Consider the following 19,848-nt stretch of genomic DNA (forward strand, 5'->3'; position numbering starts at 1 on the left):
AGAACTCAGCAGCGGGCTGCGCTTCCAGATGAGTTCGTTATGACATGCATGGATCACCCTGATACCGGCAAACGGTTTGCTGAGATCTTCCGCAACTTCAAACCTAAGGGGCGACCTGATGAGTAACGTACTGGCATTCCGTCAACCTGACACAGTAAGGCCGGAGGCAACCGGTAAGGGGTTTGCCCTCATGCATAGACAATTCATGGACAGCAAGCTGTACAAGGATTCTCAGGCAGTACACCTGTGGCTACATTGCGTCATGAAGGCAAACTATGAATCCAAGGTGATTAAGACTGATCTTGGAGAAATGGTAATTGGTCGTGGCCAGTTCCTTACTGGCAGGCCAACTCTGGTAACAGAGACAGGAATTTCAGACAACAAAGTGAAAAGCCTTCTCGACACATTCTGCCGAATGGGAATGATTACCAGAGAGTCATATGGTCGCAATTTCACCCGCATTACTCTGGTTAAATACGACGAATTTCAGTCAATTTTTAATCCAAAGGAAATCCAAGGAAAATCCAACGGAGAGCCGCGCGCACCAAGGCTGCAAGAGGTGGTTAATCCAACGGAAATCCAAGAGAAATCCATAACTAAAGAATTAACTAATAACTCTATTACTAACGTAATAGAGAGTCCCTCAGTCATCGTTAAAGCTGAAAAGAAAAAACCGTCATTCAGTTGTGAAGATGTTGTCTCTGCCTATCACGAGATTCTGCCTGAAGCGAAAGGCATCAGAGCACTAAGTGACACACGCAGGAACAAGATAAAAACCTTCTGGGTGAAAGCCAGCAAGATTACCCGCCAACTGGACAAAGAGCCTTTCACGTTGGACAGCTGGAAAGCCTATCTGAAATACATATCCACCAACTGCCGCTGGATGCTGGAAGACCGACCTGATAGTCGCTCTGGCAAGACGTGGCAGAAAAAGGGGCTGGAGTATTTCCTGAACGACGAAACATACCTGCAGGTTCGGGAAGGAGCCAAGGATGACCGATAACATCGTATTGCCCCCGCACAGCATCGAAGCTGAGCAGAGCGTTCTGGGTGGACTGATGCTGGATGACGGCAGCGACCGTTGCCTGAAAGTATTTTCCTCTCTCCGCGCTGAGTCGTTTTACAGCCGACAACACAAAATCATCTACGAAGAATTGCGAAGCCTTGCTCGGCAGCAGAAGCCTATCGATCTGCTGACCGTATCTGACTCGTTGGAATCGAAAGGTGAGCTGGAATCAGTCGGCGGCTTCGGTTATCTGGCAGAGCTTCAGAAGAGCACCCCAAGCGCGGCAAACATTGTGAACTATGCCAACATCGTTCGCGACCGAGCCATGAAGCGTTACGGGATTGAGAAGGCCAACAAAATTACCGAGTTGTTCTACGCCAACGACGGCATGACAGCTGAACAGAAATACGAAGCGGCACAAGCCATCTTCACCCAAATGTCGGATCACGCTCAAACCGGTACGCGACGGGGTCTCAGGTCATTTGGTGAGGTGATGGATGACTGGATGTTGGATCTCGATAAGCGCTTCTCGACATCAGGTGAGGCTCGAGGCCTGAGCAGTGGAATCCCGTCGCTGGATAGAATGCTTTCTCCCAAAGGACTGGTGAAAGGCTCGCTGTTCGTGATTGGTGCTAGGCCTAAGATGGGGAAAACCACTTTGTACTCACAGATGGCTATCAATTGCGCCGTTCGTGAGAAGAAGCCTGCACTGCTTTTCAGCCTCGAAATGCCAGATGACCAGATCCTCGAAAAGCTGGTAGGGCAGAAGTCCGGCGTTAACCCGAACATCTTTTATCTGAACACCAGCGACGATGAAGAGTACCAGGGTGATTACGACGCAGACTTCAGCAAAGCCATGAACACAGCTTCACGACTTCGCGAACTCGACCTGCTCTACATTGACGACACTCCGGGATTATCACTGGCACACATCGTTGCAGAAAGCCGCAAGGTGAAACGTCAGAAGGGTAGCGTCGGCATGGTTCTGGTTGATTACCTGACACTGATGACCGCCGAGAAGGCAGACCGTAACGATCTGGCTTACGGCATGATCACCAAAGGGCTCAAGAATCTCGCCAAAGAGCTTGGCTGCGTTGTTGTCCTGCTGACCCAGTTAAACCGTGAGCTGGAGAAGCGAGTAAACAAACGACCACTACCAAGCGACAGCCGTGACACCGGTCAAATCGAACAGGACTGTGACTACTGGGTAGGCATCCATCGTGAAGGTGCATTCGATGAAAGCTTAAATCAGGAAGAAACAGAACTGCTCCTGAGACTCAACCGCCACGGGAAGACAGGCGTTATTTTCTGCCAGCAGCGCGACGGTGCAATCTACGACCTCGACCAAGTAGCAGCGCGTCAGGAGCGAGAACAGCGCGAACAGTTGAAGCAACAGATAAACAAAAAAGGTGGATTCTGATGGATTACAACGACGCAGTTGAATACTCCGACGCGATGGAATGGCTGATTGACCACTACGATGAATTCCCTAGCCAAGTGCCAGGAGGCGCGGAAAATCTCAGCCGCAATGTATCAGGCAGGATGTTCAGGAACTGGCGATGGGTGCTGACGCTTGATATGGAATTGGTATTTGCCAACTGCATTCAGCAGGGGATCACAAAGCAGGCTTTCGAAAGCCGCAAAGCAGAGGTGATGGAGTGATGGACACTAAGGCAGCATTTGACAGAGAAGCTTTTGCAAAAGAACACGGCATGACAATGGAGTTTGTTAACTGGTTCTTCGATAAGAAGGCGGCTGGTTGTGGTCAGGTTTGGTTCATGATGGCAGCGGCAATGTGGGAAGGCTGGAAAGAATCCCGCGCTGCAATCGAGCAACCTGCTCAAAAACTACTCATTGGCTGGAGAATGGCTGATTATACCGAAGAGACGACAGACCCTGAGAAGGCAAAGAACTGGGCTATGGCTGTTGGCGTTCTGCCGATATTCGAAGGTGACGTCAATACAAGCCTAACCACCTCCCACGGAATCAGAATTAAGGGGAAGACGGAATGAAGACTGACGCCTATTTTGACAACGCAGTGATGAACGCAGCAGAGATGCTCAGACATTTCGGGACACTGGAGTTTCAGATTTCATCGAAAGACGGAAAGATTTTCACCACATTGCAAGATGATACCTTCGCCGCTGGTGATGGAGATATTGCTGAGGCTGCAAACTTCGGTCTGGCCGTACTGAAATCAATTGAGAATGTTTACGGCAAACCGTTATCCATGCACATGACGCAGCGTGACATCAGCCTTAAAACAATGACCGGAGTTATGTCTCTACAGGTGCAGGAGTTAAGCCATGAATAACGATTTAGAGCAGTTCAGCGAAGAAAGGCTGAAAGAGTTGGAATCCCTAGGGTTGAATGCGAGGTTAGACCTAAAGCCATCGGAAGGAATTTCGTTAATCCGCATAGCCCTAGCAGCAAAGCAGGCCAAGCCGGTTGGAATTTTTAATCAGATGGTTTTTGATGTTGCTGGCAGCGCAGTGGTTTTTAGCAACAAAAAAGCTATAAAAGCGGGATTCTGTTCAGAAAATGGAGAGCTGGCACGCAACCATCAGCCACTCTACACCACCCCACAGCCAGCCCATACAGAGCAGGATGGGTGCCAGTGGAACCCAGATGAAAATTTAGTCTACTCCACCGGCTGCGGTAACGAATGGCAATTCACAGAAGGCGGAATCGAAGAAAACGAAATCACTTACTGCCCATATTGCAGCGGAAAAATAGCCGCCTCCCCTAAACCGGAGTGTGAATGATGAGTTATCAGGTCTGGAAAGATGTCGTTGGTTACGAGGGATTGTACAAGGTAACTCAGAATGGTGATGTGATTAGCATGGAGCGAGTCGATGCCCGCGGAATCAGAAGAAAAGAAAGAAAATTAAAACCAGCTCTAGCAAGTACCGGCTATCTCGTGCTTGGCCTAACGAAGAACGGGAAAAGTAGACAAAATACAGTTCACCGAATGGTGGCAGAAGCTTTCATTCCAAATCCAGAAAATAAGCCGCAGGTTAATCATATTGATGGAATTAAATCAAATCCATCGGCATGTAACCTTGAATGGGTAACTAGTTCGGAAAATAACCACCATGCCGTGAGCTCCGGGTTGAAGGAAAGACGGTTTGGATGCAGGGCTAGAAATATCAAATGGCGAATAATTGCCACTGATATCTCTAGTGGAAAGCAATTTGAAATCATTGGATTAAGGGACATGGTTGGTCTTGGGTTAAACAACGGATGTGTTTATCAGTGCATTCATGGTGTTAGAAAACAGCACAAAGGATTCACATTCAGAAAGGAAGAAATTTCCGGAGGCTAATTTGAGCATCCCAGACTTCTGTCTTCACAAATCAACCCTCGGCCAATTCACCAAACAACTCTTCGATCTCATCTCCACTGGTAAACGCTACCGCATAAAAATCTCAGAGTGGCGTGACAAGCGCAGCATCCCTCAGAACTCCCTTCAACACATGTGGTACGCAGAGCTAAGCGCTTATCTCATCAAGCGTGGCAAGCCCTTTGCGTCTCCAGAATGGGTGAAAGATGCGATGAAGCACACTTACCTCGGATACGAAGAACGCGAAATGGTCGATGTGGTGACGGGTGAAAGAACCGTCAAAAGCTCGCTGCGACACACCTCAGACCTCGATACCGGCGACATGCATTATTTCCTCAGCCAGGTAGAAGGCTGGGCGCTAAACATCGGGTGCAAGTTGACGGTTCCGAACGACAGCGAATACAACCAACTCAAACTTAAGCAGGTGGCGTAATGGCTGACATAAGAACCGAAAGATTCATGGCTCGCAGGCAACTGATTGCTGACTACGTAGCAGAGCGAGACGGCGTGAAAATGTGCGAACTCATCAAACTTATTGGGCTGTCCCGCACCCAAGTAGCAGATATCGTTAATCGCACAGAAAAACTTGGCGACATCTGGCGTTCTAAAGGACTCCGCTACTTCAGGGATGAAGCTCACTTTCTTGCTGTTGGAGTGGAAGACCAAAATCGACGCACCGCGCATATTGAGCAGGTAGTGCGTTCACGTGGTAACGAAGGGGAAAGGCACTACGGATTGAAATTCCTCAGCAGAAAACGACCGGACAGCATCAACACCATCTTCGACGAATGCAGGCAGAACAGCACCATTCTCCCAGTGCTCAAAGTGATGGCTCGGAGGTTCTATGGCTAAACTCACGTGGTTCACCTACGACACAGTAATGACCACTCTCGAAGCCGACACCCTCATCCAGAAATACACCTCTCAAAACATCCAAACCTCAAAGCAACTATCCGCCGATTACACAGGCTGGTACGTATCTGCTTTGTTACCCGAATACAAATCCGAGCCAAGGCAGAGTTACGTCTGGCAGAACCCTATGTGGAGATAAATCATGACCAAATTATCAATTATCAAATCCATACATGAAACGCGCCCAGCGCTCGCATCTGTTATCAGGGAAATGGACAAACAGGATTCAAGGTGGGGTTTAGACCGTGACCAACATCCCTATGTTTGGCAGACCATTTTGACCGAAGAGGTTGGCGAGTTGGCACAGGCGATTCTCCACGATGATTTCGGCGGGAGTCATGCAGGCACAGCGCGAGAAGAAGCGGTTCAGATAGCAGCTGTTGCACTGCAAATTATCGAATACTACGACCGAGTTGGGAGTAAAGACGATGATGAATCCGTTGCTTGACAACCCCCGCTGTTGCCGCTGCCACGCACCTCTTAACCAAGAAGAGCAAGACTACTACGGGCATTCTTGTGAAGAGTGCGAAATAGATTACATGCTAATTACTGACGAGATAACCGGATATGACAGATGGAAAAGAACCTGCTTCTACACCGTGCGCTTCTTGCGGCATGGCATTGGCAGAAGACGAGACGCACTGCTGCAACGATTGCGCGAGCTTCTTCGAAATGGGCGGCGTAGAGGTTTCTGAACATCTGAGGAGTGAGAGTGATGAAATTACCCAGAAGCCGTAACTGCAAAATATGCAAAAACCGCTTCAAACCAAGCACTCTGTACGAGTGGTGGTGCAACGAAGAACACAAGGAAGAGCTAATCACCAAGTTAGCAACCGAAGCCAGACAGAAGCGCATACAGAAACAGGAACGACAGCGAAAGGAAACCACCCAGCAGGAACGACGAAACCTTAAGATTCGAAAGCTCGCAGTACAACCCCGCAGTTACTTCATCAAGCAAGCCCAGCAAGCCGTAAACGCCTACATCCGTGAAAGAGATAAGAACCTTCCCTGCGTTTCATGTGGAACGTTGAGCGCTGCTCAATGGGATGCCGGCCATTACCGAACTACGGCCGCAGCCCCACAGCTAAGGTTCGATCCTCGCCAAATCTGGAAGCAATGCAGCGTATGCAACCAGCACAAAAGCGGGAATCTGGTTCCGTACCGGGCAGAACTCATCAGGCGCATTGGTCTGGCTGAAGTGGAAAACATCGAAGGAAACCACGACCGGCACCGCTGGACGATTGAAGAGTGTAAGGCCATCAAGGCTGAGTATCAGCAGAAGCTAAAAGACCTCAGACAACTCGGAGAAGCAGCATGAACGTCAGAGAGATGGGCTTAACCAAAGAGCAGCACGACTGGCTGAATGCCTGGTTGGAATTATGGGGCGCATGGGTTTATTCGGGGAGACTGGAAAAGCGCATGAGCAGCGTGATAGCCCAGTACATGGCGACCGTGGAACCTCAGTCTTATCCAGATCGCCCGATGTGCAATGATGATGACGGAATGTTGATTTCTCAGGTCGTAGATTCCGTCCTCCGCATTGACACAAAGGCGATGGGTATTCTTCTCAGCTATTACTCTCACAACTCATCTAAGCGAGCAATTGCATCGTACTATCACAAGTCTGCAATTCCCCGCAAAATGTCTGGACGGGGAGGGGGTAAAATCAAGAAGCCCTCGCTGGTAACATGCCGACGTGAAGTAGATGAAATACTCACTGCATCACTCTGGATGATCTACCAACCACTCTACAATGCTTTCATCTCCCGCAAACCCGTAACGAAGTTGAAGAAAGTTGCATAGAACGTGTTGACTTCGCTGATCCAATGAGCCATTATTTAAGGGTAAGGTGCCACTTGTATGTCTTAGGTAAGCACCCCGCCCAATTTCAAAGCCCTGACCTTAACCGGTCGGGGCTTTTTGCGTTTATGGCGTACAACTTTCCCGCCATCATTTTAGAGCCCGACCAATCAGCCTATCACTCTCTCTGACCATAGTTGGTCGAGGCTCTATTCTTCCTGCGACTACAGAAACACAGCCCATTTAAACGATGGGAGCGGAATCATGAAAATGAACCCAAACAACAGCGACGGATTTTGGACGCACTTTTGGGCTATTGTCACGGCCACATTCAGTGCGGCAGGGCTTACAACTGAACAATGGATCTACGTCATTCTTGCAGTATTTGGCGCGCTGTTATCACTGGCGTCATATCTGAATAACAGGAAATCCCTGAAGGCCAAACAGATTGAAGATGAGAAGCGCACTGAGATTTTGCGCTCCTATCTTGCTGGTCGAAAAGACAATTCGGCTATCAGCTCCGCTGGTGTGGCTGATGAAGTTAAAGGCGTAATGGACAATATAGGTAACTAAATGGCGAACATCAGAGGCAAGGCAATTACCGGCGCGAGCTGTGCAGTAATGACCATCATTGCCATTGTTGTTTCGAGTGGTTTAGTGAGAACAAGCGAAGCAGGGCTAGAGCTTATTGGTGACGCGGAGAGCTGCCAGCGTGACCCATACGTTTGCCCAGCAGGCGTACTGTCTGATGGCATTGGCAATACTCACGGCGTTAAAGCCGGAGTCAGGAAGTCCGATGCGCAGATCGCCGCAGACTGGGAGAAGAATATTCTCCAGGCTGAATCCTGCGTGAACAAATACTCAAACGGGAAGAAGCTGAACCAAGGCCAGTTTGATGCCACGGTATCAGTGACCTTCAACGTCGGCTGTGGAGCGATGCAAAAGTCCACGATGTTCTGGAAGTTCAGGCAAGGCAAGATGATCGAAGCCTGCAACGAGTTCCCGCGCTGGGTTTATGCAGATGGAAAAAAACTGTCCGGCCTAGTTACGCGGCGTGAGAAAGAAAAGGCTCTGTGCCTGAAGGGGTGAGCATGAACTGGTTACGCATCAGTATCACAGCGGCATTTGCTCTCACGATCGGCGTTCTGCTCTGGGCTGCATTCCATTACTACGGCAAGACCATCAGCCAGCAATCAGAAATCTCAGTGGCGACTCAAGCCAAAAATCAGGCCGAGTTCATCACAAAGACTCAGGCTCTGTCTGTGACCATCTTCAACACCATCGCCGGAGCAACTCTGGATGAACAGAAAACCAACGTTGCTTCAAGCCAGGCGCGTCAGGTCATCATTAAAACGGTTCTGCAAACAGAGCCGTGCGCTGTGGTTGTTGTTCCTGCTTCCGTTAATGACCAGTTGCTCACACACTACAACTCAATACGTTCAGGTGCCGGTAACTCCGATACCAGCCAGCCTTCTCCAGTCTTGCCAGCCGTCGCCTCCACCAAGTGACCCGTTAACCTACGGCGCATCAGTGATGTGGAACGAACTCTTGCTGACAGACATCCAGAACTGCAACACCCAGATATCAGGCATCAAGAAAATCGAAGAGGCCAGACAGAAATGATTAAACGTTTCCTCGCATGGCTGAAAAGCATCTACATCAAACCGGCAGCAGCCGAAACCCAAGAGAACACTCAAATGACCGATACAACAGCAGACCTGGCAGCAACACCAGAAGAAACCACCCAATCAGAAGTGGATGTGGTTCTGGCTAAATTAAAGGAGCTGGTTACAGCAGCGGGCGCTCAGGCACACGTAGTATTCGATGACCTGGCCGCACTGGCAAAGAAATTATCCTGAAGTAACAACAAGCCGGTCATCTTGTCACGCCCTGATGTTAGCTATGAAGCGTATCCTCCCGTGAAGCCCATCAGATAAGCGCAATGACTAACGCAGGGTTTCAGGCCGGAAGGCTGAGTTTCCCCGACATAGTTGCAAACGTCAGGCGGCGCGGAAATAGGGCGTGACATTCTGAGAGCAGAAACCTTTCTAATTTGAAGTGCCAGGGAGAATCCTTTCAAACAGGAGTCTCAAAATGCCTATAAGTGCCTGCAAGATTTTACAGTCAAGCGATTACGGCTCAATGAACCAGCAACTCACATCATCAATGAGTGACGGCTGGAAACCAATGGGTCAGATGCGCATCACTGACGCACCCCGCGATTTCTTCCAGATGATGTATCAGGGCAATAGCTCGGATATGTACGACTATCAGGCAGTCGCAACCAACAACGCCACTATCACCGTACGCAATAGCGTAAACACAGTGACAGACACGGCAACTATCTCAGTAGTGCAGAGCGCAATCACTGGAGCGACGCTCCCAGCGACAACTGCAATAGTAAAAAACACCCAAGCGCTGTCCGTTCCTGTCACTGCCGGAATACTGGTAGCAATTGGTACAGCAACACGAACGGTGACACTTTCAGTTTCTGGTGGCGTGGTTACTGCTGCTGCAATCTCCTGATTTATAAAATTCTGCAAAGGCTTCTCTATGAGTGGCCTTTTCAGAATAAACACACTGAATTATCGGTTGGTGGTCTCACCATTGCCGAGGGTTATATCTATCTGACTAGCAGGAAATTCTAAATGGCCGCTCCAAAAGGTAACCGATTCTGGGAGGCTCGCAGTAGTCATGGGCGAAACCCGATATTCGGATCACCTGATGAGTTGTGGGCTGCCTGCACTGAATACTTTGTGTGGGTGGAAGAAAACCCACTATGGGAAATGAAGCCATTCGCTTATCAAGGGGAGGTCGTTCAAGAGCCTGTAGCGAAAATGAGAGCAATGACTCTCGCTGGCTTGCGCCTGTTCCTAGATATTGCCGAAAGCACATGGCAGCAGTACAGAGCAAAAGAAGGTTTTACGGTGGTCACATCGCGAGCGGAAGAGGTCATTTACTCGCAGAAGTTCGCCGGAGCAGCTGCTGACCTTCTGAACGCCAACATCATTGCCCGAGACCTTGGGCTTGCTGATAAGCGAGAAGTGCACAAAACAATTACAGACCTGACTGATGAAGAGTTAGATCGCCGCGTCGAGGAGCTAACCAATGCACAATCTCAGTCGGGAGAAAAAGATTGAGCTTGTCAGGCTCCTTGAAGAAAAGAAACGCAGAAGCAACGTTTACCGGTATCGAACCTATTACGGTTCGCGATATCCATGGCAGAAACGTTTTATTGCCAATACCAAAGAGTTCTCACAGGTCGCACTGATAGCAGCAAACCGCGTTGGCAAGACTGACACAGCAACCTATATCGATGCCATTCATGCGATGGGTGATTACCCTGACGACTGGGCTGGACACAAGTTTGAACATGCACCATTGATATGGGTGCTGGGATACTCTGGTGAAAAGTGTCGTGACCTGCTCCAGGCTCCGCTGATTGGACGCAAGACTGACAACGGATGGGAAGGCGGATTAATCCCTGCTGAACTGATTGTTAACGTTGAGCCAATGACAGGCACACCAAACGCAGTGCGCTCTGTCTATATCAAACACAAATCAGGCGGCACTGCAAAGATTCAGTTCTGGTCTTACTCACAAGGCCAGCACGCACTGATGGGTGATAGCGTTGATTGGTTTCACATCGACGAAGAACCCAAAGACCCCGCGATATTCCCTCAGGTTCTGACGCGTACCGCAACCGGTGATAAAGGCAATGGTGGCCGTGGAATTCTCACGTTCACTCCTGAGAACGGTCGCACCGAATTAGTCATCGGCTTTATGGACAACCCAAGCTCAGCGCAGACGTGCATGAATGTCGGCTGGGATGATGCCCCACACCTGAATGAAAAGGTTAAGGCTGAGCTTCTGGCTTCCTTCCCTGCTCATCAGCGCGACATGCGAACAAGGGGTATCCCGATGCTTGGACATGGCCGCATTTACGACATGCCAGACGATGCGATCATGTGCCAGCCCTTCGCTTGTCCAGATCACTTCTTCGTCATCAACGGGCAAGACTTCGGGTGGGATCACCCGCAAGCACACATTCAACTTTGGGACGATCGTGACGAGGACGTTATCTACGTTGCTCATACGTGGAAAGCCAGAGAGAAGAAAGCTGACGAAGCCTGGAGGCTTGTTAAGTCGTGGGCGAAAGACGTACCCGTTGCATGGCCTCACGATGGTAACCAGCACGAGAAAGGCGGCGGACAGCAACTCAAGCTTCAGTACAAGGCTGAAGGGTTCTCAATGCTTGGTGAGCACGCAACTTGGCCTGATGGAAACTACAAGGTTGAGCCTGGCATTCATGAAATTCGAGAACGCATGCTGGATGGCAAGTTCAAGGTGTTCAGTACATGCCCTGAGTTCTTCGAAGAGTTCCGCATGTACCACCGAGATGAGAACGGCAAAATAGTCGCAATCAATGATGACGTCCTGTCAGCCGTTCGATACGCCTACATGATGCGCCGCGCCGCTAAGCAGATGTTCAAAATCAAAAAGCCACGCGAGAAAGTTAAATTCGCCGCGGCTGAATACAACCTATTTGGAGACTGACATGGGTATCGAAACCGCCGCGCTTGCATCGTACGCAGCCATAGCAGCCTCTGCTGTTGGAGCCGGTACTGCTATCTATTCCGCAACTCAGAACAAGACTCCCAGCGTGAAAGATGCGCTGCTTCCTGGCACTGACGCAGCGACAACTCAGGCCGACGACCTCCTTCGTAAGCGCTCCAGACAGGGTGTGAATGCCAATATCCTTAGCGGAAGCAGTGGTGCAGGTAATCCCGGAACTACCTCAACGGGGCAAAAAAGCTTATTAGGCGGTTGAAATGAGTGACCAAGACATGAGTCAGGAAGAACTGCTTAATCAGATACTGCGTGACCAGTCCACGATGGAAGTTTGCCGCAAGCCATGGGAGATGCATTGGCAAGAAGTGGCCGAGCGCTGCCTGCCTCGCGGCGCTGACTTTGTTGGTGAGATTCGAAACGGCCAGAAGAAATCAGAGAAGGCTATCGACTCCACGCCTATTTTGGCCTTGGAGCGATTCGCTGCCGCTGTTGAATCAGTAGTTACACCTCGCACACAAACATGGCACGGGCTTCAGAACGAACGCTTTGCTGATGATAATGAGGTGCAGGAATATTACGAAGAGCTAACTCGCATCCTGTTTCGACTCAGGTATGCACCTGCCGCCAACTTCGCCAATCAGCAAAGTGAAAACTATGTCTCAATCGGCGCGTTCGGTAATGGCTGCGTATTCGTTGATGAGTTGCCCGGCAAAGGCATGCGGTACATCTGCTATCACCTGAGAGAAATCTTTTTCGAAGAGAACTATCAGGGCGTGGTTGATTTGGTTCACCGCAAGTTCAAATTGACAGCCCGTCAGGCCGTGCAGCAGTTTGGCAAGGATAAGCTGCCTGTCGCCGTGCAGCGCGCATCAGAGCAGACGCCGCTCGCTAAGTTTGATTTCATCCACAGGGTTAGCCCTAACGATGAAGTCAAATACGGAGCTACCGGCGAACCAGTTGCTGGCCCAGATGGGATGCCGTGGAAATCAATCTATATCTGCATGACGGACAGAAAGATTGTACGCACTGGCGGCTACCACACAATGCCGTATTGCATCGCGCGTTATTACAAATCGCCTGGTGAAGTGTACGGTCGCGGTCCGGGGATGACGGCTCTACCAGACATCAAAGTCCTTAACGAGATGAACAAGGAAACGTTAGTTGGTGCGCAACTTGCCAACCGTCCGCCAGTCCTCGTTTCTGATGATGGTGCGTTAGAGTCGTTCTCTCTCGTGCCGGGCAGTATCAATTCAGGGGGAGTCAGTAGTAACGGAAACGCGTTAGCAATTCCATTCGCCACGGGTGCCCAGCCGAATCTCGGCCTTGAGATGATGGACCAGAAGCGGCAACTGATTAACGACATTTTCCTGGTTACTCTGTTTCAGATTCTGGTTCAGAACCCTCAGATGACGGCCACGGAGGCTATGCTGCGCGCTCAGGAGAAGGGGCAGATCTTAGCTCCAACCATGGGGCGCATTATGTCTGAGCAGCTCGGTCCGATGATTGAGCGCGAAGTAGATATTTGTGCGCGCATGGGACTGTTCCCTGAACCTCCTCAGCAATTAATTGATGCTGGGATGGAGTTCGATATCGACTACAAATCGCCGCTGGTGAGAATGCAGCGCGCTGATGAGGGAGCCGGTATTGCGCAGACTCTACAGTTGGCAACATCGCTGGCACAGTTCGACCAGAGCGTTCTTGGATTGATTAAGACGGGCGACGTGCTGCGAGACTTTGCTGATATCAACGGCATGCCGCGCTCTCTGCTTCTGGACAAGGAAGAAGAGCAGCAAATGAAACAGGCTCAAGCTCAACAAGCTCAGCTCAATAACCTGGTTCAGGCCGCGCCAAATATCGCGACAGCTGCTGACAAAATGGCTTCAGCGCAACAGAAAGCAAACTCCCCACTCCCTGCACCGCAATAACGAGAAACCGACTAAATGAGCAGATTCATTCTGAGGCGTACGCACGCCTTTCGGGCGGTATTCGGCTTGCCCGGTGAAAGGACAAGAGATCAGGAAGTGGTGCTCAAGGCGCTCGCTGAATTCTGTCGCGCTAACCGCTCCAGCGTAATCGTCTCGCCGGTTCATAAGCAGATAGACCCGCTGGCTACATGCGTAGCTGAGGGGCGGCGTGAGGTGTTCAACCGGATTTCACAATTCATTCATTTGGATCAAGACGAACTGATTCGAATCATTAACGAGGCCGAGAAACATGACGACTGAGACAACCGCTGCTGCGACTATTGAAACGGCAGCATCCACAACAGAGACGCCAGCCACGCAGCAAACTACTGAATCGGCAGCGGGAACATCATTGCTTGGCGGAGATACAACCACTACGCAAGCAGCAGAGCCATTCCTAGCCGCGTTGCCACAAGAAGGCGATGCAGACGGTTGGAATGCCGTGTACACCAAGCTCGGGCGCCCTGAAACGGCTGAAGGCTATGAACTTCCTCTGCCAGAAGGTGACACCGGTGAATTCGCAAAACAGACATCAACCTGGATGCATGAAGCTGGCCTGAACAAACAACAAGCTCAGGCGCTCGCTACCAAGTGGAACGCTCATCAAGCCCAGCAAGCCGAAGCGCTCAGTGCTCAGCGTGAAAAACAAATCGGCGACGACATTGCATCCATGAAACAGGAATGGGGTGCCAAGTTCGACGAGAACGCATCTGTAATCCAGAAAGCGGTCAAAACATTCGCGCCTCCTGAATTCATCGAAATGATTGATAAATCAGGCTTAGTGAACAACCCAGCAATTGCAAAGATGTTCCTGAAAATCGGTTCAGCGATTTCAGAGGATCAACTTGTCAGTAACCAGAAAGGCTCACCTCAAAGCGGTGAGAAATCAATAGCAGACCGCCTTTGGGGCTGAACTACAAATCAATATTGGAGATTTATAAATGGCTACATTATCTGGCAAGGTAACTTTGCTCGACGTTGCAAAGTCCTTTGATCCTGATGGTAAGGCGGCGGCTATCGCTGAACTGCTGTCTCAGGAAAATGAAATGCTTTTGGACATGCCGTGGTATGAAGGCAACCTGCCTACCGGTCACCGCATCACTACCCGCACCGGCCTGCCGGATGTCATCTTCCGTAAGCTGAATGGCGGTGTTCCACCAAGCAAAGCAACCACTGCGCAGCTTGATGAAGCATGCGGCATTCTGGAAGGGCGCTCTGAAATTGACTGTGACTTGGCCGACCTGAACGGCAACACCAGTTCATTCCGGCTGTCTCAGGCTAACGCTTTCATTGAAGCGATGAACCAGACGATGCAGAACACCGTGTTGAATGGCGACACAGACGTGACGCCAGAAGGTTTCCTTGGCCTGTCCAAGCGCTTTAATGCGGCACCAACCAACTCGACCGGCGCGGCCACCAAGGTCAACGTCATTGATGCAGGCGGTACAACTAACCTGACATCTGTGTGGTTGATCGGTTGGGGTGAAAACTCAGTATGCGGCATCTTCCCGAAAGGTTCTGCTGCTGGCCTGACCCATGAAGACCTCGGCAAAATTGATGCGTTCGATTCAGTCAATAACCGCTTCCGTGCGTATGGCGACCTGTACAAATGGAAGTGTGGCATTGCGATGAAGGACTGGCGTTATGTAGTTCGTATCGCAAACATCGACACGGTAGCGCTGACCAAGAACGCATCTGCCGGTGCTGACCTGATCGACCTGCTGACTCAGGCATTGGAAAAGATCCACAGCCTGACCGGGGTAACCCCTGCGTTCTACGCTAACCGCACCATTCGCGGCTTCCTGCGCCGCCAGAACGTGAACAAAGTGGCAGCCGGTACACTGCAATATGAAATGGTTGGCGGTAAACCCGTCACCATGTTTGCAGAGGTTCCATTCCGTCGCGTTGACGCGCTGACCAACTCTGAAACACGCATCGTTTAAGGGGCGACAAATGTACGTAGATAAATATGCTGAGTTCTCGGACTCGCAAGCAGTAACAGCAACCGCCATTTCAACGAACGTCATGGACTTAAATCCAGCATTCAAAATTAATAGCGGCGGCGTTGATATTGGCACTGGGCAGGACGTTTATCTGGTTGTTCAGGCTGATGCAGCGGCGACAGCAGCAGGCGCAGCGACAGTTGTGTTGACGCTTGAATCTTCCGCTGCCGCTGGTCTGACAAGCTCCACAGTTCACTACACAAGTGCAACCTGGCAGTTAACAGACCTCACCGCAAACAAAACGCTGGTGGCTGTAAAGTTACCGAGCGGCACATACCTGCGTTATGTTGGCGTGCGCTACACCGTATCAACCGGTCCTTTAACGGCTGGCTCATTCTCGGCATTCCTCACCACTGACATTCAAGCGTATCGCGCATACGCACGAAACTACGTGGCTTAATCGTCTGGATCACAAAGGGGCTTCGGCCCCTTTTTTATTTGGTGAAATATGGCTACCAAGATAATCGTCATAAACCGAGCTTTGGTGAAGTTGGGTGCTGAGCGCTTGATGAGCGAGACAGACAACAACAAAGCAGCACGAACAGTCGAAGCGATTTATGACGGCTTGCTTGAAACCCTGCTGCGCACTTACCGATGGGCGTTCGCCATTAAGCGAGTGAAGGTCGGAGCATTAGCAGAGGCGCCTGAGTTCGGCTACACATTGCAATACCAGCTTCCCTCTGACTTCCTTCGAATGGATGAAATCCGTGATGGGTCGATGCTTCCGATTTGGCATTGGTACTGGATGCGGTCTGCTGAACCTCAGTGGCAGATTGAAGGCCGGAAGATACTGACCAATATCGAAGCTCCGCTACATCTCAGATACGGCTCAAATGCCACTGACCCATCGCAATGGGACTCGACTTTCGTTGAGGCTTTCGCGTGCCTTCTTGCGTTTGAAATGTGTGAGTCAATCACTCAGTCATCCACCAAGAAGCAAACGGCAGGGCAAGATTTTGACGCGGCAATCAAGGCAGCTCGTTCTGCGAGCGCAATTGAACGGCCTCCTATTCAGCAGCAGGAAACTTCCTGGTTCACGTCGAGGTTGTAATGCCATCTACTTCTCCATCAATCAACAGCTTCAACGCCGGTGAATTCTCCCCGCTGATGATGGGGCAGACCAACTTTGAGAAATGGTCTTCCGGCGTTAAGTCGATGCTTAATTTTATCCCTCGCTCTCAGGGGCCAGCAGAGCGCCGTGCGGGGACGTATTTTGTTAGTGAGATTAAAGACTCTGGCAACAAGGTGTGGTTGGCAAAATTCGAGTTCAATACAACGCAGGCATTCATCCTTGAGTTCGGCCCGTATTACATTCGCTTCTATTCAGATCACGGTGTCGCATTGAATTCGGGCGGTGGGGCTCTGGAGGTATCTACTCCATACTCTGCTGATGACCTGACAAATGATGATAATGGGTTCGGGCTCTCCATGGTGCAAAGCGGCGATGTCATTTACATCTGCTGCCACACCGGCGATCAGCCGCCATATAAACTAAGCCGCAACTCCAACACAGACTGGACGCTCGCTGCATTTGATTATGCAGCTGCTCTTGGGCCATTCGACAGCACCAACTCATCCAGAACAAAAACCGTTTATACGGACCAGTTTAGAATCTGGTCATCGGATGGTGCAGACAGGCCAGACGGTACGCCGACAACTACAAGCTTATGCACGATCACTTCCAACACAGCCATATTTGAATCTGGTCATGTCGGCGGACTTTTTTATATTGAGGCGAGTACCGATAAGGTTCCCGATAACGGCACGGGGCACAATGGGTACATACCCGGATGGCAAGCAGGCACAACAGAGACATTTGAGCCAGGCGTATTTTGCCGTAGTGATGGCAAGTATTACGAGAGCATGGACGGGACCAAGACGGGTTCGACTCAGCCGGACTGGACTGCTGGTGCGCATCAGGACGGGTACACTCTTTGGAGATATTCGAATGGCGGGTGGGGAGTTATTCAGATCACCTCCGTCACAAGTTCAACGGTCGCTGTTGGTAAAATACTTTCTGAGTTACCGCCAAGCGTGCTGAGCACAACAGGGAAAACTTTCAAATACGCTTTCGGTGACTGGTCTCCTAAAATGGGGTTCCCGACGAAAGTCGCTTTCTACAAAAACCGGCTGGTGTTTGCAGCGCGCGGCAAGCTTTGGTTTTCGGTTGCCTCTGATTACGAAAACTTTACGCCGATGACAGATGGCTATGAGGTTCAGACAGACGACGCAATCAACGTACAAATTGAGGCTGACTCAACCAATACAGTTCAGTGGCTAACGCCTGGCTCTTCCTTGCTAGTTGGCACTGCCGGTGCAGAGCATGCATGTTCACCATCAACTACCACATCGGCCTTTGGCCCGAACAATATTCAGATAACCAAAGAGTCAGTGTACGGCTCTACTGGTGTGAACGCGGTTCAGGTTGGCTCTACTTCAATGTTTGTTCAGCGCGCTGGTTGCAAGGTGAGAGCTGTACAGGCCGACTTCGAAAGCGGGTCATATAGTTCAAGCGATTTAACAGTGCTTGCTGAACACATCACCAGAGCTGGTGTAGTTGATATGGCATGGCAACAGGAACCGGATTACGTGCTGTGGGTTGTGTTGTCAGATGGATCTCTGGTGGCGATGACCTACAACGATGAGCAAAAGGTCACGGCATGGCATCGTCACGATCTGGATGGTTATGTGGAAGCGGTTTCTTGCATTCCAGACCCCAATGGAATTCGCGATGATCTGTGGCTTGTAGTCCGGCGCACAATCAACGGCGTCACTAAGCGCTATGTAGAGTTCCTGCACGCTGCATGGGACGCTGCTACAGAGAGTTTTGCTCAGGCTTATTACGTTGACTGTGGGCTTACATATGATGGTATCCCTGTCACAAGCGTGTCTGGGTTAACGCATCTTGAAGGCATGACTGTTTCAGTTACTACTGACGGCGCAGCTCATCCAGATCAGGTTGTAAGTGGCGGCTCCATATCACTGGAATGGGAGTCTTCCATTGTTCACGTGGGACTTCCATACACCTCAGAGGTTGTGACATTGCCATTGGAAGCCGGTGGAACCTCTGGAACATCCCAGGGTAAAACCAAGAGGATTAGCCTTCTGACTTTGCGGTTCGTTAACACGTTGGGCGGGAAGACTGGGCAGGAGGGCGGCTTAGATTTGGATGTTCTCGAAAGCCGTGACTACTCAGACTTGATGGACAACCCGCCAACACCATTCACTGATGACCGAGATATAGAGTTCCCAGGTGGCTATAGCACAAACGCCTGTATCCGGATTGTGCAAGACCAGCCACTGCCGATGACACTAGTTGCCATCTATCCACGAGCATGGACATCTGGCGAATGAAAATAATCCCCTACGAACCCCGGCACCTTCTTGAAATTGAGCCTCAAAAAAGTCAGGAGTCTCTGGAAAGGACTCAGGAGCGCGCAGAACAACTTGCGACATATCAAAGCTTCACTGGTGTTATTGATGGGCGAGTGGTTGCCATTGGTGGATTGGTTGAGCTTAATCCAATCAGAGCCTATCTCTATCTCATTGTTACTGGCGACATTCCTCATCAATGGACTCAGCTGTACCGTTCTGCGCGAAGGCTCATTAACGCAGGTCTCACTGATTACATCCGGTTAGAAACGCTATCTGCTTTCCCTGAGGCTGACAGATGGCTTGAGCTTATCGGGTTCAAGTATGAAGGGACGATGAGGCGTGCTGGTCCTGATGGGTGTGATGCGAAAATGTACAGCATAGTGAGGGATTAAATGCAATTTACACAGGCAATATCAAACAATCCCGCCGCTTGGGCTTCCGCTTCTTCATCAGCGCTAAACAGTGCTGGCACGATTGCTCAGGGGTTCAATGCGTCGAACAACAGCAACTACAACGCTGCATTGCTTACTCAGCAAGCAAAGACGGTTGCGCTACAAACTGGTTCGCAGACCTCCCAGATTAGGCGTCAGGGCTCTCAAGTCCTTGCTGACCAGTCCGCTGGTTTTGCAGATAACGGAACGGGAACTGGCGGAAGCAATGCTGCACTTCAACGTTCAACTGCGATTGATACAGAAACTGATGCGATGAATGCTGACTACAACGGACGATTGCAAATCGCGGATATTAACAACCAGGCCACTGCTCTGCGCGCGACTGCAAAAGCTCAGAAGCCGGGTCTCATTAGCTTGCTCGGCGGCGTCAATAGCGCAGTGGGCAGTTATTACAATACTTCATCATTAGTCAAACGGTAGG

The 19,848-nt window shown here is 50.5% G+C and carries 28 protein-coding genes; all 28 read left to right on the top strand.

The window, feature by feature from the left end; translation table 11 throughout:
- The first annotated feature begins 118 nt into the window (after positions 1-118).
- The 28 genes from M2403_RS10035 to M2403_RS10170 all read left to right on the top strand — a co-directional run bounded on the left by M2403_RS10035 (position 119) and on the right by M2403_RS10170 (position 19,847).
- Complete coding sequence (locus M2403_RS10035; protein ID WP_259229048.1) at positions 119-1,003, top strand: DNA replication protein; 885 nt, start codon at positions 119-121, stop codon at positions 1,001-1,003.
- The gene (locus tag M2403_RS10040; RefSeq protein ID WP_259229049.1) at positions 993-2,426 is read left to right on the top strand and encodes a DnaB-like helicase C-terminal domain-containing protein; all 1,434 of its coding nucleotides are present in this window, start codon (positions 993-995) and stop codon (positions 2,424-2,426) included. Before M2403_RS10035 ends, M2403_RS10040 begins: the two co-directional genes overlap by 11 nt.
- Entirely contained in the window at positions 2,426-2,668 is a 243-nt protein-coding gene (locus tag M2403_RS10045) for a hypothetical protein (RefSeq protein WP_259229050.1), read from the top strand. The genes M2403_RS10040 and M2403_RS10045 overlap by 1 nt, the downstream gene beginning before the upstream one ends.
- Entirely contained in the window at positions 2,668-3,018 is a 351-nt protein-coding gene (locus M2403_RS10050) for a hypothetical protein (RefSeq protein ID WP_259229051.1), read from the top strand. Before M2403_RS10045 ends, M2403_RS10050 begins: the two co-directional genes overlap by 1 nt.
- On the top strand, positions 3,015-3,320 hold the full coding sequence (locus M2403_RS10055; RefSeq protein ID WP_259229052.1) for a hypothetical protein: 306 nt from the start codon (positions 3,015-3,017) through the stop codon (positions 3,318-3,320). Before M2403_RS10050 ends, M2403_RS10055 begins: the two co-directional genes overlap by 4 nt.
- Positions 3,313-3,771: a hypothetical protein gene (locus M2403_RS10060; protein WP_259229053.1), complete on the top strand. Its 459-nt coding sequence runs from the start codon at positions 3,313-3,315 to the stop codon at positions 3,769-3,771. Before M2403_RS10055 ends, M2403_RS10060 begins: the two co-directional genes overlap by 8 nt.
- Positions 3,768-4,331: an NUMOD4 motif-containing HNH endonuclease gene (locus M2403_RS10065; RefSeq protein ID WP_259229054.1), complete on the top strand. Its 564-nt coding sequence runs from the start codon at positions 3,768-3,770 to the stop codon at positions 4,329-4,331. The genes M2403_RS10060 and M2403_RS10065 overlap by 4 nt, the downstream gene beginning before the upstream one ends.
- Complete coding sequence (locus tag M2403_RS10070) at positions 4,270-4,782, top strand: YbcN family protein (RefSeq protein WP_405047818.1); 513 nt, start codon at positions 4,270-4,272, stop codon at positions 4,780-4,782. The genes M2403_RS10065 and M2403_RS10070 overlap by 62 nt, the downstream gene beginning before the upstream one ends.
- On the top strand, positions 4,782-5,201 hold the full coding sequence (locus tag M2403_RS10075; RefSeq protein WP_259229056.1) for a hypothetical protein: 420 nt from the start codon (positions 4,782-4,784) through the stop codon (positions 5,199-5,201). The genes M2403_RS10070 and M2403_RS10075 overlap by 1 nt, the downstream gene beginning before the upstream one ends.
- Before the next feature lie 202 nt (positions 5,202-5,403).
- Positions 5,404-5,709, top strand: a complete 306-nt coding sequence (locus M2403_RS10080) for a MazG-like family protein (RefSeq protein WP_259229057.1) — start codon at positions 5,404-5,406, stop codon at positions 5,707-5,709.
- 267 nt (positions 5,710-5,976) lie between these two features.
- Positions 5,977-6,579 carry a recombination protein NinG gene (locus tag M2403_RS10085; RefSeq protein WP_259229058.1) on the top strand — a complete coding sequence of 201 codons (603 nt, stop codon included), beginning with the start codon at positions 5,977-5,979 and terminating at the stop codon, positions 6,577-6,579.
- On the top strand, positions 6,576-7,064 hold the full coding sequence (locus M2403_RS10090) for an antiterminator Q family protein (protein WP_259229059.1): 489 nt from the start codon (positions 6,576-6,578) through the stop codon (positions 7,062-7,064). Before M2403_RS10085 ends, M2403_RS10090 begins: the two co-directional genes overlap by 4 nt.
- A gap of 261 nt (positions 7,065-7,325) precedes the next feature.
- The gene (locus tag M2403_RS10095) at positions 7,326-7,634 is read left to right on the top strand and encodes a hypothetical protein (protein WP_259229060.1); all 309 of its coding nucleotides are present in this window, start codon (positions 7,326-7,328) and stop codon (positions 7,632-7,634) included.
- Positions 7,635-8,150, top strand: a complete 516-nt coding sequence (locus M2403_RS10100; protein ID WP_259229061.1) for a lysozyme — start codon at positions 7,635-7,637, stop codon at positions 8,148-8,150.
- 2 nt (positions 8,151-8,152) lie between these two features.
- Positions 8,153-8,569, top strand: a complete 417-nt coding sequence (locus M2403_RS10105; RefSeq protein ID WP_259229062.1) for a hypothetical protein — start codon at positions 8,153-8,155, stop codon at positions 8,567-8,569.
- Positions 8,570-8,596: 27 nt separating this feature from the next.
- Positions 8,597-8,920 carry a hypothetical protein gene (locus tag M2403_RS10110; RefSeq protein WP_259229063.1) on the top strand — a complete coding sequence of 108 codons (324 nt, stop codon included), beginning with the start codon at positions 8,597-8,599 and terminating at the stop codon, positions 8,918-8,920.
- A gap of 235 nt (positions 8,921-9,155) precedes the next feature.
- Positions 9,156-9,587 carry a hypothetical protein gene (locus M2403_RS10115; protein WP_259229064.1) on the top strand — a complete coding sequence of 144 codons (432 nt, stop codon included), beginning with the start codon at positions 9,156-9,158 and terminating at the stop codon, positions 9,585-9,587.
- Positions 9,588-9,709: 122 nt separating this feature from the next.
- The gene (locus M2403_RS10120; protein ID WP_259229065.1) at positions 9,710-10,201 is read left to right on the top strand and encodes a DNA-packaging protein; all 492 of its coding nucleotides are present in this window, start codon (positions 9,710-9,712) and stop codon (positions 10,199-10,201) included.
- Positions 10,170-11,618 carry a terminase large subunit gene (locus M2403_RS10125; protein WP_259229066.1) on the top strand — a complete coding sequence of 483 codons (1,449 nt, stop codon included), beginning with the start codon at positions 10,170-10,172 and terminating at the stop codon, positions 11,616-11,618. The genes M2403_RS10120 and M2403_RS10125 overlap by 32 nt, the downstream gene beginning before the upstream one ends.
- 275 nt (positions 11,619-11,893) lie before the next feature.
- The gene (locus tag M2403_RS10130; RefSeq protein WP_259229067.1) at positions 11,894-13,558 is read left to right on the top strand and encodes a portal protein; all 1,665 of its coding nucleotides are present in this window, start codon (positions 11,894-11,896) and stop codon (positions 13,556-13,558) included.
- A 15-nt stretch (positions 13,559-13,573) separates the two neighbouring features.
- Positions 13,574-13,858, top strand: coding sequence for a GTP-binding protein (locus M2403_RS10135; RefSeq protein ID WP_259229068.1), 285 nt, complete (start codon positions 13,574-13,576; stop codon positions 13,856-13,858).
- Positions 13,848-14,510 (top strand): hypothetical protein, encoded by a 663-nt coding sequence (locus M2403_RS10140; protein WP_259229069.1) that lies wholly within the window; start codon positions 13,848-13,850, stop codon positions 14,508-14,510. Before M2403_RS10135 ends, M2403_RS10140 begins: the two co-directional genes overlap by 11 nt.
- Positions 14,511-14,538: 28 nt before the next feature.
- Entirely contained in the window at positions 14,539-15,540 is a 1,002-nt protein-coding gene (locus M2403_RS10145) for a major capsid protein (protein ID WP_259229070.1), read from the top strand.
- Positions 15,541-15,550: 10 nt separating this feature from the next.
- Positions 15,551-16,000 (top strand): Bbp16 family capsid cement protein, encoded by a 450-nt coding sequence (locus M2403_RS10150; protein WP_259229071.1) that lies wholly within the window; start codon positions 15,551-15,553, stop codon positions 15,998-16,000.
- Between the two features lie 48 nt (positions 16,001-16,048).
- Positions 16,049-16,651 (top strand): hypothetical protein, encoded by a 603-nt coding sequence (locus tag M2403_RS10155; protein ID WP_259229072.1) that lies wholly within the window; start codon positions 16,049-16,051, stop codon positions 16,649-16,651.
- Entirely contained in the window at positions 16,651-18,954 is a 2,304-nt protein-coding gene (locus tag M2403_RS10160; RefSeq protein WP_259229073.1) for a hypothetical protein, read from the top strand. The genes M2403_RS10155 and M2403_RS10160 overlap by 1 nt, the downstream gene beginning before the upstream one ends.
- Positions 18,951-19,367: a hypothetical protein gene (locus tag M2403_RS10165; protein WP_259229074.1), complete on the top strand. Its 417-nt coding sequence runs from the start codon at positions 18,951-18,953 to the stop codon at positions 19,365-19,367. Before M2403_RS10160 ends, M2403_RS10165 begins: the two co-directional genes overlap by 4 nt.
- The gene (locus tag M2403_RS10170; RefSeq protein WP_259229075.1) at positions 19,368-19,847 is read left to right on the top strand and encodes a hypothetical protein; all 480 of its coding nucleotides are present in this window, start codon (positions 19,368-19,370) and stop codon (positions 19,845-19,847) included. It begins immediately after the preceding gene.
- Position 19,848 lies beyond the last annotated feature (1 nt).

Source organism: Rahnella sp. BIGb0603 (assembly GCF_024808755.1).
GTDB lineage: Bacteria > Pseudomonadota > Gammaproteobacteria > Enterobacterales > Enterobacteriaceae > Rahnella > Rahnella contaminans.